Below are 15,362 nucleotides of genomic sequence, written 5' to 3'. Positions count from 1 at the left end.
TTCCCTCATTGTTCCGTAATATCTCCCCGTCCGCGATTACCCTTTCCAGAATTAACTATTGCCCTTCTCGTTTGTATCAGCCCTACCTACGCTAGATACCCTGATAGCCACCTTTGCTATCCGACCCAACTACAATTATAAACAAAAGCGATTACATTTTAATATAATATGAATATTAAAAATTCATGAATGAGTTAGGGGAACAGATGCCAATTAAGAAATATATACGATTTTCCTTCTTGCACTAACCTGCATCGTTACTTCTATAAGAAAAGCTGCCGAAAATGGCAGCCAGATCTTCCGCAAAAGCCCTCCGTTACTTTAAGTAAATCACTTCACAATCTGCACTGACCCTTTACTTGAATAAGAAAATGGCATTAGCCTATTGTTAGAGTTATTGCCACCCGTTCAACATCATTTAAATTCTCTGATTGGAATACCGCAAAATAAAATCAACAATATAACCTCAATAAAGAAAAGAACATAGGCTAAAATTGGTTTTGTATAATGTACAGTCAAAACTGAAAACATTCCAAGATTTAACAACAATGATTTCCATATATTCCAACCATGATAATAGTTGATATTGTCCAAAAAATATTCAACTATCTCAATAAGAGTATATAAAAGTGCCCATAAAATTATATAAAATACTTTTCGAATAACACCTTTATTTATTGGAAATTGCTTAAAATAAATAAGCATTGTTGGTGGAAAAAACAAGATTGCAATCAAAAAGTCATTTAATGAATGTGCTCCTAATTCAGAGGTTAAATCCCATAACGTGTTCTTATAGGTTATAAGACCAACCATAAAATTGCCTGCAATCATGAATAATATTGTGGAGTGGTACTTTCTCCAATTTCTCCAGTCACTTATAAAAAAGGCTATTATCCAAATTAAAGCTATGAATACGAATCGCATCATAAATTTTTCAATCCTAAAGAATAAAATAATATTTATTAGATTTTCCTATTCATCGGTTTTATAGTCCTTATTCACCCATCCTGCTTACGTTAGTTGGATCAACAAAAAAGGGATCTCTTCCGCAACCCCATCCTCAACTCTTGCACCCGATAGTTTAAGTACAATTCTTCACAATCTTATAGCCAAACCCATACGCGCTTATTGAGAAATACACTCGTACTGACTGTAAATCAGCTTTCGAACCAACTTCAAAACAGCCAACAGTATCAGATATATGATTGGATAAGCAATCGCAGAATACCAAAGTTTCCATTGGTGACGATAGAAATATCCTGATAAAACCGCTAACCACTCGTAAACTACGGCGAAAACCGAGCACCCTATGTTGTACCAAAATTTCTGTGCAACATTCTTCATGAACTGATAGTAATTCAGAAAAATAGCGTTCGCAGCAGGATAAATGCCAAATATGACAATCAAAGATCCCCATTGAGCACCTTTCTGGAAGTAGCCATACCAATCGAGTTTTAGGTCCAAGTAGATGTTCACTATCAGCTCAAAAACACATGCAAACATACAGGTTGAGAATATCTCAATTTTAGTCAACTTCTTAGGCATTAACCAGAACACGGCATTAAGTACAATAATGGTTAATATTAAGAACCACACGTCACCTCACGTCCTTCACTATATTTTTCAGCAGAACCGAATAATTCATACGTCATATAGTCGTTATGTAATGCAATTCTTTTGTGCTTATTGAAGTAAACTGCCAATTAGCACACTAAAAAACAGGATCGCCGCAGCCATCCCCATCTTTAGCATAAGCACCCGTTTGTTTAAGTGTATTATTTCACAATCTAACTCTAATAGTTCAATTAATGTAGTTTGAATATATAATTATTTAGAATTGACTGGAACCCAAAGTTCGTGTCTAGGGTTATGTTTTGGTGGGTAATAGCACTCAATACACGGAATATCAGCAAGCTCATACCCAGATGTAGGAAGCCATTCAGAATATAGGCGTTTCCAGGCTTCAACTATATTAGGAATAACAGCCCAAGTGTTGTGATTTATGGTTATACACTCCATATCACTCGGAACATCTCCATCATAACGAACACCCATAAAGTAAGTAAATTCTTCATCAGTAATCGCAGCTTCTTCTCCACAAACACCTAATAGGCTTTCAAGTGTGCACTTTGGATTTTCCCAAGACATATCAATTAATTTTTGGATAAGTCCTTCCTTTCTAGCGGCACTCCGAAGTTTAGGTATGCTTTGAAATGCCTTGCTTGTTTTTACTGGCTTGCCTTTCCCAACAATTCTTAACTCAAAATCAAGAGTCACAATTTTATAGTCCACTTCAGTATCTCCTTTTATAGAAATTTGGAAGGTTATTTTAGGATAAGCTTTAAGTTGTGTCCCATTCTTGCGAGCCTCTGATGGCTTTAATCCGAGTGTCTTTTGAAATGTACGTGAAAATGAATCGGCAGACTCATATCCATACTTGAGAGCTAGGTCAAGAATACGAATGTCACTTTTTTGAAGTTCGAAAGCAGCAAGTGTTAATCTCCTCCGTCTTATATATTCTGAAAGTGAAATTCCTGTTATCGCTGAAAACATCCTCGAAAAGTGGTACTCCGAAAATAGGGCTACTTGTGCTATCTTTTTATAATCTATTTCACCATCGAGGTTTTCTTCAATATAATCCAACGTATTATTCATTCTCTTTAGCCAATCCAAAGTTGTAACTCCTTCCAACATCTAATCTAATAAAAAAGAAAGCATTTTGTCCGACATTGCCTGCACAAAAAAGTCGGATTTTTACTTAACAGTAGCTTTATTCTACTAACTATTTGTAATATCCTTCTTTTATTAACCTGCACTCGTTAGTGGAACAAGAATTGCACTTTTCCTTATAGTTAACATAAATGATTCACCAATCTTGCTAGATAATTGTAACAGTCTTTTAAATTAATAAAATTTAGATTTACTAATTAAGGAAACCGAAAAAGAAAATAACCCGTTTTGGCAGATGGCGTGTCATCTGCCTTTTGTTTGGTTGAATTTTTAAAAAATTTTTTAGGACATAACTGAGTTTCGTACGTCTAATGAAATAAAAGGAAAAGGGGTGATTGAAATACATGAGCGAACAGCGGAGCGTACAGGAAGAAATCAAAGAACTGTATCAATTGTATTCTCAAGATCTTTACCGGTTTGCCAGGATGATGACAGGAAACGATTCGGACGCCTATGATGTGGTCCAAGAGGTATTCATCCGGGTATTTCATGGCTGGTCCCGTTTCAGAAAAGAAGCAAACACAAAAACATGGCTTTTCAGTCTGGCAAGAAACTACCAGTTCGACGTATTCCGAAAAAAACGAACCGAAAGAAAATACCTGGTAAATTATCGTGAGCCGGATCCAACCAACGAATTCGCCTATGCGTCCGAATTCATTGACTTGGAACGAGCCCTGTTAAGGCTTAAAGAAACCGACAGACGAATCATTGTTTTGCGCCATGTCGAACATTTTACGATAAAAGAAACGGCAGAAATAGTGGGATGGACGGAAGAAAAGGTCCGGAAAAGGACCCATCAGGCACTAACCAAATTACGAAAGTTGCTTAATTATGAGGAGGTGGAATAAATGAATGAAAAAGAAATCATTTCGAAGTTATCAGAAACGAATATGAAAATGGAACCGGAAAAACAGAGGGAAATATGGGAAATCATCGAGCGAGAAATAAACCAGACGAAACCACGGTTGAAAAAGAGAGGAAGACTAATCGGTGCCGTCGGAATTGTTGCAGCCGCGCTTGTGATTAGTTTAATGCCGCACGGAACTGAAGAAAAGAACACTGTTTCTCCACCTTCTACTTCCCCGGTCGCGAACGGAATCGCCCATTTTACTCCAGGACTGAACGGAACCATTGATACGATCCAGACAGAAGGAAATCCGTATGTCGTCCTGACAAACGTATCAGAAGCAGGACAGGACAACAAAATCATCCGAAAAAATGAGGAAAAAATACCGCTGCCAAAAGGGAAAATGGTCTCAAAAGACCACTGGGCAAGCGATGACGGAAGTTTGGATCTCTTTATCGGAGAAGGGTTGTTTGTGGAAGCAAAAACAGGTCACATGACGGATTTTGCACCAGCGCCGGGATTTGACGGAATCGTGGAGTCAGCAAACGGGAAGGAAATGGTGATTAAAAAAGTGGTAGTCGATCCGTATAGTACAGAATCACAAGTCATGAAAGCGACTAATGAAACCGTCACTATCCGTTTTGCCGACTATACGAAAGTGTCTCCGAACGGTGGGAGTGCTGAAGTATCCCCTTCCGCTATTCAGCCTGGCAATGCCGTGATCATGTTTTTAATCGGACCGGAGAATGAGTACATTGCGACACAGGTAACCTTTTTCCGGACACCGAGAGAGGCAGGCTGGAACCTCAAATAAATGGATTTAATGTGAATGAATAGGGGGATTTCCAGTATTTGTTATTAAACAAATCGCCTGTTTCTTCAATAAGACACAGCTGCCCAATGGTTTCTGTGTCTCCTTCATTTTTATGATAAATACCTTTCTAATGATAAGGCACTTCGATTGTAAACCCTCCAGGAGCCTCAACATAAAATGTATAACTATGTAACTGTTTCGGAGGCTGTACATCAAATCCATCCTCTTTTAAACGATGATTTATTTTGTCCACTTCTTCTTTACTTTCCTGCGGGAATCCAATGTGAAACGTATTGGGATAATGAACTTCGCTCCCCCTCATTAATGTTAAGACGAAACCATCGTCATCAAACATTAAAGCAAATCCGTTCCCTCGGCTTGCTCCACACGTTAAACCAAAATATTTCTCTAAAAAATTTCGAGCAGCTGAGACATTATTAACAGTTAGATTAAGGTGATTGAGTTTCATTCTTCCACCCCTCCTAAATATGTTTTAAATAATAATAATTTCTATTTTTAAAGTATATTTCTGATAATAATGGATATTCCAGGTACCAACGTTTGGATAACTATCTCTTTCTAAATAACCACTTTAGCGGAACAAGGAAAAGCGACTGCTCGTATTGAACAATCGCTACCCGTCAGTGTAAGTGCACTCCTTCACAATCTTTATATAAAAGGATACTATGCTCGATATATTTATTAATTATTTATGCTCATTATACACAGTTTTTAAATTCCTATTATATCCATCAATCCCTGTCCAATTGGAATATTCTATTGGTGTATCTTCCGATAAAAGTTGTTCCAATGGTTGATCTTTTTCTAAAGCAGACATTACTTTTGCATTAAGGTGATACAAGTAGTTTAACATTACATCTATTTGACCTTTTGTTACGATCTCACCGTGACCTGGAACAATTCTAAGAATGTCCATCTCGGAAACTTTCATTAAGTTATTAATAAATTCTTGAGAATCATAAATGGGAGGATGTAGATTTTCTAATACGATGTCACCCATAAAGGCAATTTTTTCTTCAGGTAAATATAGAAATGCATCACTAGGAGTATGTCCTCCCCCAAAACAATAACACTCGACATTTCGAGTATTACCGTGAATAACAAACTTATTTTCAAAAGTCAAATTAGGAAGTACGATACGAAGTTCAGGAATTGAATCGTAGACCTTTGACATCTCCTTTACTTGATTTTCGATGCTTATTTGTAAAACTGGGTTGCTCTCAATCTCCAGCCTCTCCTCCAACTTTTTTAGATATTGCTTCATTTCTGCCATCTCTTTTTGTGGATCAAGAATAACATTTTTATGTTCGTGCAAATGTCTTGTTTTTAGAGTTGAGATGATAGTTGCGTCTTCGAAAATTTGATTTCCAAAAGTGTGATCTCCGTGATAATGGCTGTTAAAAACAAATTTAATTTCTTTTTGTGTAATGTCTTCTGCTGCTTTTCGTAGTTCTCTAGCGGCATTGGGGGTTGTAAAGGTATCAAAAACTACCACTTCATTTCCAATATCAATAAATCCAGAATTCCCCATTGCACCTTCGCCTTTTCGGGCAATCGCAGCATATACACCTTCGGAAAGTTTTTCCAGCGAGAAATAAGGTGATTGAATTTTACTGTTTTGCATTAACTTATCTCCTCTAAATTTTATTTGTAGAAGATTAAAAGCAATTATAATTTGAATAATTCTTCATTTTTCAGATAATTCCTTCTTTCACTAACCTGCCCTGTTAGCTTAACAAGTCACCTGTGATGTTACCCTTCAATCATTGCTGAATCATCAAACCTTGACGAAACAAATAATATTTTTTGTCCATTAAGAACCACATTGCAAATATGAATAAGATGATTAAATACTTCACTTACGTCCTCTTGCGAGAAATTAATCTCGGATAAATGATGCTTATCCCTATATTCCTGAAATATTCGACTTTTATTTATATTTTCTAATGATTCTAATACCTCAGATGCCATGCTCCGCATTTCTTCAACTTCTTCAGTATAAAGGTATCGCATTTCTTCTGGTTCAAATTGTGTAATTTTATCAAGGCGTATGTTTAATTCAGACTGATATTGAATCAAAAATTTTAAGATAACATCTGGGATTACTACATAGATAAAAGATGTATCTTGATTTGTATTCTTAACTAAACCAAACCGTAATTCAGAACCAAAATGATTCATTTTTCTCCCCCAATTTTAAATTTGTAACTCCATTATAATATAGTCGCTTCTTCCACTAAACTGTCATTTAGCAGAAGAAGGATAATAAAAAAGGACTGCAGAAACAGTCCATTTGATGTGAAAGTAAAGCACTGTTTGTGCAAGGAGATTGTATTAAAAATTTTCATTCGATGTTTCTTTAGATAATGAAATACTTGTCGATTTAGAATTGAGAAGAATCCAAATTATGTACCCTAAAAATGTTCCAATAGTATTTAATATTACATCATTTATATCTGAAGAACGCCCCATAGGAATAGCAAACTGCACCGTTTCAATAAACAAAGAAAATAGAAATCCTGGTAGTATTACAAATAGATTAAGCTTCTTTTGAAAAGAAGCTGTTTTCAAAGTTAGAAAAAATCCAAAAGGCACAAATAGCAAAATATTAAGCCCCAAATTACGAATAGGAACTGTAATATCAACAGAATGAAACAACATATTGTACATGCCAACAAAAGGTACTAGGTTGACAACTCTTGGCATTCTTTGACCAAAAACTTCGGGATATACAGTTACTAATAATATTCCAATTACACTAAAACCAAACAGAAGATTAACAGATACTCTTTTGAAATCTAAGTTTCTCTTTCTGTTAACAACATAAGTAATAATACAAACCCCTAAAACGATGATTAAGAATAGAGGAACCAAATGTCCAAATGCCCGCCATAATTGAACCACGATAAACACCCCAATCTGGAAATAACTGTATAGCTATTTTACCGTGACGATGAAAAAATAGGGAAGTTTTTTTTACTAATCGCTAGATATATACAACCATAATCAAAAAAAGACTGCCGAAAACAGTCCATTTGTTGTGAATACAGATAGGTAAAGGTTGAAGTTATCGCTCCCCTTTCACAATACAAAAAAGCGTTCCTGCTTATTACAGAAACGCAGTTATGTGCTCCGAAAGCATTAGGAATCCGCGTACCATTTTCAACAGGCTTATCACTGCCTTTTTTCCGTTAAACATTCTTCCTCGGGTTTCATTTTTATCAGTTTCCACTTGCCATTTCCTACATTTCGAAATTGAGCAATTTCTACATCAGTTCCATTCGTTAATGTGAAAAAAATCAAGCAATAATCCGCTCCATCATTGCCCCGAAAATATATATTTTTTACAAAACCATTTTTCACTGTCGGGTATCTTTTTTGAATCAACTTGCACCAACTTCCGTATTTCACTTCTACAACATCTTCTCCCCAATGACTCCAACCATGATATGGTGCACACAGGAAGTCCTCGGCATCTTGAGTCAAGTCAGAAATTCGATACCCATCTTTTTCATTAACAAGCTGGATAAATCCGTAATAATACCCAAAATACTCTGCTCTTTTGTCCAAAGACCCTTCAATCGTTTCGATTTCATAAAAAAACCTAATGCCATGTTTTATATCTGGCACTCTACAAAACTTTATCAAACTCGTATGCCCTACACCAGCAAACGAATGAAAATAGTTTTCATAAGTTAGTTTTCTTTGGTACTCTTCGGACAAAAAATTATAAGCAATTGGAAATGGAGTACGTGCCTGACCAACAGTTCCGCAACTTCTCCCACCCAAATTTTCAGCTTCACGTAAGACGCTAAAATAGTTAAGAAGAGTTTCTTCAGGGGTTATAGTCAATTCAGAAGGTAATTTGATTTGATCATGTGGTTTTTCAGAAAAAAGTGAATAGAACTCCGAAGTGTCAAATCTTAAATTTAAAGCTGGCAAGCAAGATGGACGAAAATATTGTTGATGATATGTGGCTTTTTCCATTTGATTCGGTTGAAACACATTCATCACCCCTCATACAGTTTATGGGTGAACGAAGCATATTGACTTCAAATTCAAAAAATAAGATGGAATGAAAGTGAAAAGGAGATACTCCTTAACATTCCATCAAGAGCCATCCTGAGCGTCTATCTATGTTAGACTCCAGTTCTTCGAACTTTTCCTTTATAAGTTCATATTTGTCTATTAACGTGCTTAGCTCTAATTTAGCCATATCCGAACCTTCACGAATGCCAATTGAATCCACTGCCACTTGCTTTAGTTCTTTTATTTTACTGAGTCCCACTGCACGTTTAACAGTTTTTCGAAGGTGTTGAAGTATATCTTGTTCTGAGAGATTCACTAATTCATGTGGCAATAAATTAAGTTTTAATAGTTGAATTGCAGCCTTACCCTCCCAATCTTTAAATACCGTAAGGAATTCTGGAAAGTAGCGGTCTATCCAATTATGGATTTGTCCTTGAACTGCTTGAAGATCAACTGATAAGAGATCACGAATTTTTCGAGCCACTCGAAGTTCTGCATATACTCCTTGTGGAATATTAGGTTCAGCATATCTCCCGTCTTTGACCAATTGTGCAATAACTCTTGCATTCTTAACATCATTTTTAGTTGGAGAGTTATCATCTAACTCCTTGCTTTTCTTTACGTGCATCGGATTTACGACTACAAACTTGATTGTTTGTTCCTTAAGGAAGTGAGCTAAATTAAGCCAATAATGACCTGTCGGCTCCATTCCTACGATCACTTTTTCCATTTTGTTTTGGATCATTAACGTTTTAATCCACTTTAAAAAGTTATTAAAGCTAGATTTTGTATTTTCAAAGTAAAACGGTGCTGAAAATTCTAAACCTCTAAAGTCTTGAGCTCTTGCCACATGCTTGTATTTAGCAATATCGACACCTATAATTAATGTTTGAGAAGTAATTTGAGCAATCTTTTCATTTTGGTTATAATTCATTTAAATAGCCTCCTGGTATTATGTTTGTGTCCTTTTTGCCGCCAAGCTTTGGACACTCATATCTTACCAAGGGGCTTTTTTATATTCAAACCTCATATTTCTTCATTACAGGAATGCTGCCCGTTAGTTTAAGTAGAAACCTTCACAATCTCAATGAAGTAAAGCCTATTGATACATAATCAATCTCCTTTAAATTAGACATTCATAATGTCTCATAAGACTTGTATCAAAATGCTTACCGTTGTAAATCCGCATTTTCCTGATGCTACCCTATAAGGACGAGAATCCTGTTCTACCATGGCAAAAGACTCCCAATAGTTCCGCCATTATTGCCGCAGTTGCCTTTATCTTAGAAACGACAAAACACCCCGACTGGGGTGTTTTTTATGGATGAAGCTAAATCGCCGAGCGAACTCAAAAACAAGGGGCAAAAAAAAGCGTCTCTCATAAATGAAAAAAGCCCTTCTTATTTTCCTAAAAATGGTGTTTTAATTGAATATCGGGAAGGAAGTGGATTATTAGCAACTATTCGGATGACTATGTTAAAAAGACTCCATCTTTACTTAAAATGGAGTCTTTTTGATGTAAATCAGTCATTATTTATTAGCTTTGATTTGCTTTTGTAATTGCTGATTAGCAGTTTGTAATTCTTTATCGATTTTTTGTAAGACAGAATTAATGGTTGTTTTGTCTTTCTTTTGAATGGCAGCTTTTAATTGTTTATAAATTGCCCGTCTTCCTTGCTCTTTTCCTTTGTCACTTTCATGGTCTTTACCTTCTATTTTGCCGAATATTACGTCTAATTTTTGATGTGCTTGTTGTTTTGTTAATTTTCCATCTTTCACCTGTTGTTCGATAGCATCAATTTCTTTTTTATGAGCTTGGTAAGTGGCTTGTCGTTGTGCTTTCTCTTGACCCTCTTTCTTTTGAAAACCAGGTGTTTGTCTTAATTGCTTCATTAAGCTTTCGCGGGTTGAAAGATCTTTTGTTAATTGATTCTTTAATTGAGGTGTCGCGTATTGATTGATAATGTTCGTGAGTTCTTTCTGCTTTTCGCCTTTTCCCCATTCATGGTGTCTTTCTTTTTGATCCTCTTTTCGAACAGATACGGATGTTTTTGTAGACGAATTGGTTGTATGATTGGTCATTGCCGTACCAACAGTTGGTACTAATACAGCTGCTGCTACTATAGGTGCGATTAAACTAGATTTAACTTTCATAAAAGAACCTCCGTAATTAATAAATTAGGTTTCACAAGTTCAATATAGACATGCAATTTGAACAAACTGTGACCGAGATATGAAAATTAATCCAAATTTTTATTAAAAATTTTCGTTCATCCGTCCGTGCTCGCTCATTCAACCTTATAAGCCCAATGACTCTCCCCGGTCGCCAATGGCGCTGCCATTATTGCTGCAATAAGTGTCGCAATCATAAAAAACCACCGTGCTATAGCACGATGTTTCATCCAAACTCCTTGCCAGGCTTGCGTTCACACCCGCTTCAGTCCGAAGCGAACCTGTGCGCTTCGACAGCAGCCTATCTAAGACGAAGCGACGGACCGTTCTTCGATAAAACCCATTCTTGTTTCGCTACAATCGCCTCTAGCCACACAAAAAAACGAGCCCGAGGTGCCTCGAGCCCATCCGTTAGTCTGACTCCAACGATCACGGTGTACCACCGACTGTCGCGCCCTTAAGGGGTATCACTCATTTAAGATTAATCCTTTTCTGATCGTTGCGCCAGCTGATCCTTGATTTTAGTAATGTAGAAAGGGTTTCCGATTCACATTCGTTTATCAACCTTATGATGATTTTTCAAGAGGCTCAGCCTTCTTTTAAAAAAGTGTTTTTCTGGGTCTATTTTTGTATGCATTTTTTCAGTTTTTATTTTCATGGGAGTACAATAAGAAAACGGGACCGCTGCAGCAATCCCATCCTTAACATAAGCCCTAGTTTGTTTAAGTACAGCTTTTCACAAACTGTTTGGATTATTAGGCTTTGTTTATGTAAGAACAATTTACAATTAATATGAATCATAAATTTTTCTAGAATATTATTTGTAACGCAATCGTAATATTCCCTTTAAGTGTCCTTTACATTCTTTTAGTATATTAGACCTATCAAATCACCAGGAGGAAACAATCATGTTGAAGAAATTCATCCTAGTAATTGTCATTCTAGGATATTGTGGCTCTTTGTTTGCCAGCACCGGTGGTAAAGCGGAAGCAGCAACTATTGATTATCACACAAAAGCAATTCAAATAGCAAAAGCTAATATGGGAGTACCTTATCGTTATGGTGGAATAACACCAAGTGGTTTCGATTGTTCAGGTCTTGTTAAATATTCATATGCTGTTGCAGGAAGAACTTTGAATCGCACAGCAGCTCAAATGTTTTATGGAAATGGATACCGAGTATCTTCATTACAACCAGGTGATTTAATGTTCTTTGCTCCAACCAAAGTAAGTGCTCCAACACATGTTGCGATGTATATAGGAAACGGGCAGATGGTTATGGCTTCTTCATCTAAAGGAGTAATGATCACAACCACAAATAATTCATATTGGCATCCTTTATATATTGGAGCAAAACGAGTCTAAAACCGTCGATTTTTGATGGTTTTTATTTTTTTCTTATATTTCATCTGATGAGACGGACCTTAAACGGAGAAAAGCTTGCCCATTTACATAGTGCTAACGAAAAATCTCCAGAGCAAGTAAGAGAGTTTTTGAACGAACAAAATAAATAATTAAGGTATACGACCAGATAATCTTGGTCGTTATTTCATTTTTAAGCACCATAATCTAAAACCGTATTTACTTTGTTGTTCTGACAATTTTTAAACCCACTATTTAAGGTGAAAATGAAAATTATATTGTGTGCCAATAGCTATTGTTTTTCTACTGCCAGTTGAAACCGTTATATAAATACAACTAAACCAATTATAGAAAAAAGCAGATAATCACTAGTCATTAGCACTCATACTTTATTTTAAATACCAAATTATACAACTAAAGCACTAGCGATGAAAAGCAATTAATGGAAACACAAAACAGGGAATGAGATGATCCTCATTCCCTGTTTTATTTATGAAACGGCTAATATTTTTGAAAAATCTTCTTGTAGTAAAGCCCCTGTTTGTTTAAGTGTAATCCTTTACAATCTTACCTCGCTAGTGAAGAAGATTACTTTTCTGGATTTATTTTATGTGTGATTATGGTACCATCTTCATTAACTATTGCTATAAGACCTTCATCACTTTTCACCTCTGAAACTGTCAGATACTCTGACAAATCTGGTGAGCGATAACCTTCCGTACTTGGAATATTCTTTCCTGCAATTAAATCCTCCATAGTAAGGATTCTTTTTTGCTGGTCTTTTCGATCAAAGGCATCTTCACCTAAATGCATCTTAACTTTTTCCTGAATTTCTAATATTTCTGGAGACTTTCTTACAGGTTCGTCTGATGTTAAAAGCATAAAATAATTTTCAGCAAATTCTTCAACTTTACATGGAGCAGTTTCAATAACTTCTCTACCAAACATTGTAACATAGGGTAGACCAAATAATGTCATCCAACCTATATCACCAAGACAGGTTTTATAAGTAAGCCCTGGACCAGGTGCACCACAAAGTTTTGAGATATGACATGCAAATCCAAATACGCTATTTGACCAAAGAAATAACTTTTGTACCAATTCTAAAAATTTTCTTGTTCCGTTTTTTTTGGTTATAAAATCTGTTTTTATCCAAAGTGAAATTGCAGTATCATTTCTTAGCCCCCATTCAATTGAACCTGTATATTTAGGATGATGTAAATCAATATTATAAAATGACATTTCTTCTCTTGATTTTATCCATAATTTTTTTGCATTTTCAACTGAGTAAAGAGTTTTATCCGAACCACAAGTGCTTATTTTTTTAGGCAAATATGATTCATCAGTTTCTTTCAGAATTTGAAAAAATTCTTCTACTACATTGACATGCTTAGGTGTTTGAAATCCATAACACATAAAATGAACTTCATCAGGTTTTTTCTTTACCATACCTCTATCCATCCTTTTTACTTTTTGACTGCCCCATTATCGATTCAACAACAGGATAGTTAATCCTTATTGTACTATCCCCGTTAGCACAACAAGCAATAAAGTAGGGAAACCTTTCTCAAGGCTTCCCCCTTATCAAACCGTACGTGCCCTATTAAGGCATACGGCTTACCAAATGTTACAATTTAATCAAGAGGATGCATTCCAGGCATTTTGCATCTTTTGGACACGGTGAGGTGTGAAATACTCCTCACCTTTTGCTTTTGCTCGTTTGATTCGATTCTGAATGTCTCTTTTAACTTTTCTGGACATATCACTTAGGTATTGTTCCTTTGTGTATCCATATGCTTTATTTAAATAGAGCCAATAAGTTGGAATCAGATTGATGTTAAGAAAGAAGGCATTATTCCAAATACTTTGCATCTTCATCCCTTTTCTTTGGGAAGGATGTCTATGAATAAAAGCTACTCTTAGTCTTTTCCTTATGTATCCATCTAAAGATTTCAGGGTTCTTCGAACCCACCTTGTAATACAGTGGTTTGGAATCCCTCGACTAATATTATCTTTTATAGCATTAACTATAGTTAGGTAATAGTTGACCTTCCCTCTGATAATTGGGTTCACTCGCTCAATCCACTCTTCCTTACTCAGCGTAAGCGTTTTACGGGTCTTGTCCTTTATTTTCGACCGAAAATCTTTGACGGATTCTTCCTTTGGAGTTACATGAAATTCTAGCTTGTTATCTTTCTTACCTTTTCTCCAGTGATGGAACGTGAAACCTAGAAAATCAAAATCATCCTTCTTAAAGTTGACGATTTTAGTCTTTTCTTTAGATATCTCAAGTCCAAGTTCTTTCAACTTATCCCTAGTTATAGAAGCTGCACTCTCGATGCTATCTTTCGATTTTGCAAAGAGGAGAAAATCATCCGCATAGCGGACAAAACGAATGTTGTTCAAGTCCCATTCCCAGTCAAGTTCATTTAAATACACATTTGCTAAAAGTGGTGAAATTACACCACCTTGAGGGGTTCCATAATCCGAGTGGATTAGTTTGCCTTCTTCCATGTGTCCAGCCTTCAGCCATTGTTCAACCAACCCTAGGACCGTACGGTCCGAAACATATTTCTTAAGAACTTCGATTAGTTTCTTATGAGGGATATTGTCAAAGAATCCTTTTATATCACAATCGTAGATATGATTGTAGCCTTGCTCAATATTCCACAGAATTATTTGTAAAGCTCTTTGAACTCCACGATTCGGTCTGTAACCTACTGACCAACTATGAAATAGATTATCTTCAAATTTGGGCTGAAGTACGTTCACTACACTTTGTTGTACAATGCGATCTTCAATTGTTGGTATTCCAAGTGGTCGTTTCTTCCCATTCTTCTTGGGAATGTAAACTCTCCTTACTGGCTGAGCTTGATAGGTCTTTGCCTTTAATCTGTCTAAAAGTGCCATGATGTTTTCATTTAAATTAGCTTCATAACTTTCTATTGTTTCTCCATCGATACCGCCTGCACCCTTATTAGCTTTCACTTGTTCAAAGCATTGGGTTAGTCTTCGGTCGAATAATATTTGTCCATAAACACTGTGTAGCTTAAATTTCCACTCTTGATTCATTGCGTATTCCACGCCTTTCCTTGATGTACATTCAAACGGTTTTACCGCAGTAACATGATTGTTAACATTACATCTTGTTCATGACTTGGAGCCATAGGTCATTCCCCTTCCGTTCACTTGATGTTATGGTCATCAAGTTACTTCCGTACTATGAGAATGTCTGACTACTCCACCCATTCTTCGTCACTTCGGGTTACCCTTATAGACTAGAACCCTGCCTGTTCGGTAGGGTGGAGTTCTCACGGGGTCATCGCATTTCCCTTCTAAGCATACCCTGCACCATCACGCTATAAGTCACATTTCCTCGTTCTGACTT

The 15,362-nt window shown here is 36.2% G+C and carries 15 protein-coding genes and 2 pseudogenes; 5 read left to right on the top strand and 12 right to left on the bottom strand.

Annotation, left to right across the window (positions count from 1 at the left end; translation table 11 throughout):
• Positions 1–414: 414 nt before the first annotated feature.
• From ACZ5XR_RS12215 to ACZ5XR_RS12205, 3 genes are all read right to left on the bottom strand, one after another.
• Complete coding sequence (locus tag ACZ5XR_RS12215; protein ID WP_464501907.1) at positions 415–927, bottom strand: CBO0543 family protein; 513 nt, start codon at positions 925–927, stop codon at positions 415–417.
• 198 nt (positions 928–1,125) lie between these two features.
• On the bottom strand, positions 1,126–1,545 hold the full coding sequence (locus ACZ5XR_RS12210; RefSeq protein ID WP_464502294.1) for a CBO0543 family protein: 420 nt from the start codon (positions 1,543–1,545) through the stop codon (positions 1,126–1,128).
• 282 nt (positions 1,546–1,827) lie between these two features.
• Positions 1,828–2,673 (bottom strand): AraC family transcriptional regulator, encoded by an 846-nt coding sequence (locus tag ACZ5XR_RS12205; RefSeq protein ID WP_464501906.1) that lies wholly within the window; start codon positions 2,671–2,673, stop codon positions 1,828–1,830.
• Between the two features lie 401 nt (positions 2,674–3,074).
• On the opposite strand from ACZ5XR_RS12205, the gene ACZ5XR_RS12200 reads away from it, so the two are divergent.
• Together ACZ5XR_RS12200 and ACZ5XR_RS12195 are read left to right on the top strand one after the other, a co-directional pair.
• Entirely contained in the window at positions 3,075–3,578 is a 504-nt protein-coding gene (locus tag ACZ5XR_RS12200; RefSeq protein ID WP_464501905.1) for an RNA polymerase sigma factor, read from the top strand.
• Positions 3,579–4,391: a hypothetical protein gene (locus ACZ5XR_RS12195; RefSeq protein WP_464501904.1), complete on the top strand. Its 813-nt coding sequence runs from the start codon at positions 3,579–3,581 to the stop codon at positions 4,389–4,391.
• Between the two features lie 127 nt (positions 4,392–4,518).
• Here ACZ5XR_RS12195 and ACZ5XR_RS12190 read toward each other — a convergent pair whose 3' ends face one another.
• From ACZ5XR_RS12190 to ACZ5XR_RS12165, 6 genes and pseudogenes are all read right to left on the bottom strand, one after another.
• On the bottom strand, positions 4,519–4,860 hold the full coding sequence (locus tag ACZ5XR_RS12190; RefSeq protein WP_464501903.1) for a VOC family protein: 342 nt from the start codon (positions 4,858–4,860) through the stop codon (positions 4,519–4,521).
• Between the two features lie 237 nt (positions 4,861–5,097).
• A complete protein-coding gene (locus ACZ5XR_RS12185) occupies positions 5,098–6,036 on the bottom strand; it encodes an MBL fold metallo-hydrolase (RefSeq protein ID WP_464501902.1) in 939 nt (312 codons plus the stop codon).
• A 128-nt stretch (positions 6,037–6,164) separates the two neighbouring features.
• The gene (locus ACZ5XR_RS12180) at positions 6,165–6,593 is read right to left on the bottom strand and encodes a hypothetical protein (protein ID WP_464501901.1); all 429 of its coding nucleotides are present in this window, start codon (positions 6,591–6,593) and stop codon (positions 6,165–6,167) included.
• Between the two features lie 153 nt (positions 6,594–6,746).
• A complete protein-coding gene (locus ACZ5XR_RS12175; protein WP_464501900.1) occupies positions 6,747–7,316 on the bottom strand; it encodes a VanZ family protein in 570 nt (189 codons plus the stop codon).
• A 270-nt stretch (positions 7,317–7,586) separates the two neighbouring features.
• A complete protein-coding gene (locus tag ACZ5XR_RS12170) occupies positions 7,587–8,399 on the bottom strand; it encodes a hypothetical protein (protein WP_464501899.1) in 813 nt (270 codons plus the stop codon).
• A 145-nt stretch (positions 8,400–8,544) separates the two neighbouring features.
• Positions 8,545–9,375: pseudogene (locus ACZ5XR_RS12165) on the bottom strand (IS110 family transposase); the annotation flags it as partial.
• 386 nt (positions 9,376–9,761) lie between these two features.
• Here ACZ5XR_RS12165 and ACZ5XR_RS12160 point away from each other — a divergent pair.
• Positions 9,762–10,001: a hypothetical protein gene (locus ACZ5XR_RS12160; protein ID WP_464501898.1), complete on the top strand. Its 240-nt coding sequence runs from the start codon at positions 9,762–9,764 to the stop codon at positions 9,999–10,001.
• Here ACZ5XR_RS12160 and ACZ5XR_RS12155 read toward each other — a convergent pair.
• Positions 9,972–10,595: a hypothetical protein gene (locus ACZ5XR_RS12155; protein ID WP_464501897.1), complete on the bottom strand. Its 624-nt coding sequence runs from the start codon at positions 10,593–10,595 to the stop codon at positions 9,972–9,974. The genes ACZ5XR_RS12160 and ACZ5XR_RS12155 overlap by 30 nt on opposite strands.
• Before the next feature lie 926 nt (positions 10,596–11,521).
• Between ACZ5XR_RS12155 and ACZ5XR_RS12150 the strand changes: the two genes are divergently transcribed.
• Together ACZ5XR_RS12150 and ACZ5XR_RS12145 are read left to right on the top strand one after the other, a co-directional pair.
• A complete protein-coding gene (locus ACZ5XR_RS12150) occupies positions 11,522–11,977 on the top strand; it encodes a C40 family peptidase (RefSeq protein WP_464501896.1) in 456 nt (151 codons plus the stop codon).
• A 62-nt stretch (positions 11,978–12,039) separates the two neighbouring features.
• Positions 12,040–12,126: pseudogene (locus ACZ5XR_RS12145) on the top strand (thiol reductase thioredoxin); the annotation flags it as partial.
• A 436-nt stretch (positions 12,127–12,562) separates the two neighbouring features.
• On the opposite strand, the gene ACZ5XR_RS12140 reads toward ACZ5XR_RS12145, so the two are convergent.
• Together ACZ5XR_RS12140 and ltrA are read right to left on the bottom strand one after the other, a co-directional pair.
• Complete coding sequence (locus ACZ5XR_RS12140) at positions 12,563–13,423, bottom strand: hypothetical protein (protein WP_464501895.1); 861 nt, start codon at positions 13,421–13,423, stop codon at positions 12,563–12,565.
• Positions 13,424–13,612: 189 nt separating this feature from the next.
• A complete protein-coding gene (ltrA, locus tag ACZ5XR_RS12135; RefSeq protein WP_464497272.1) occupies positions 13,613–15,046 on the bottom strand; it encodes a group II intron reverse transcriptase/maturase in 1,434 nt (477 codons plus the stop codon).
• Positions 15,047–15,362: the final 316 nt, after the last annotated feature.

This window comes from Neobacillus sp. Fa239, from assembly GCF_055395235.1.
Note: the sequence above shows the minus strand (reverse complement) of the source record. Positions and strands in the feature narration are given on the sequence as shown.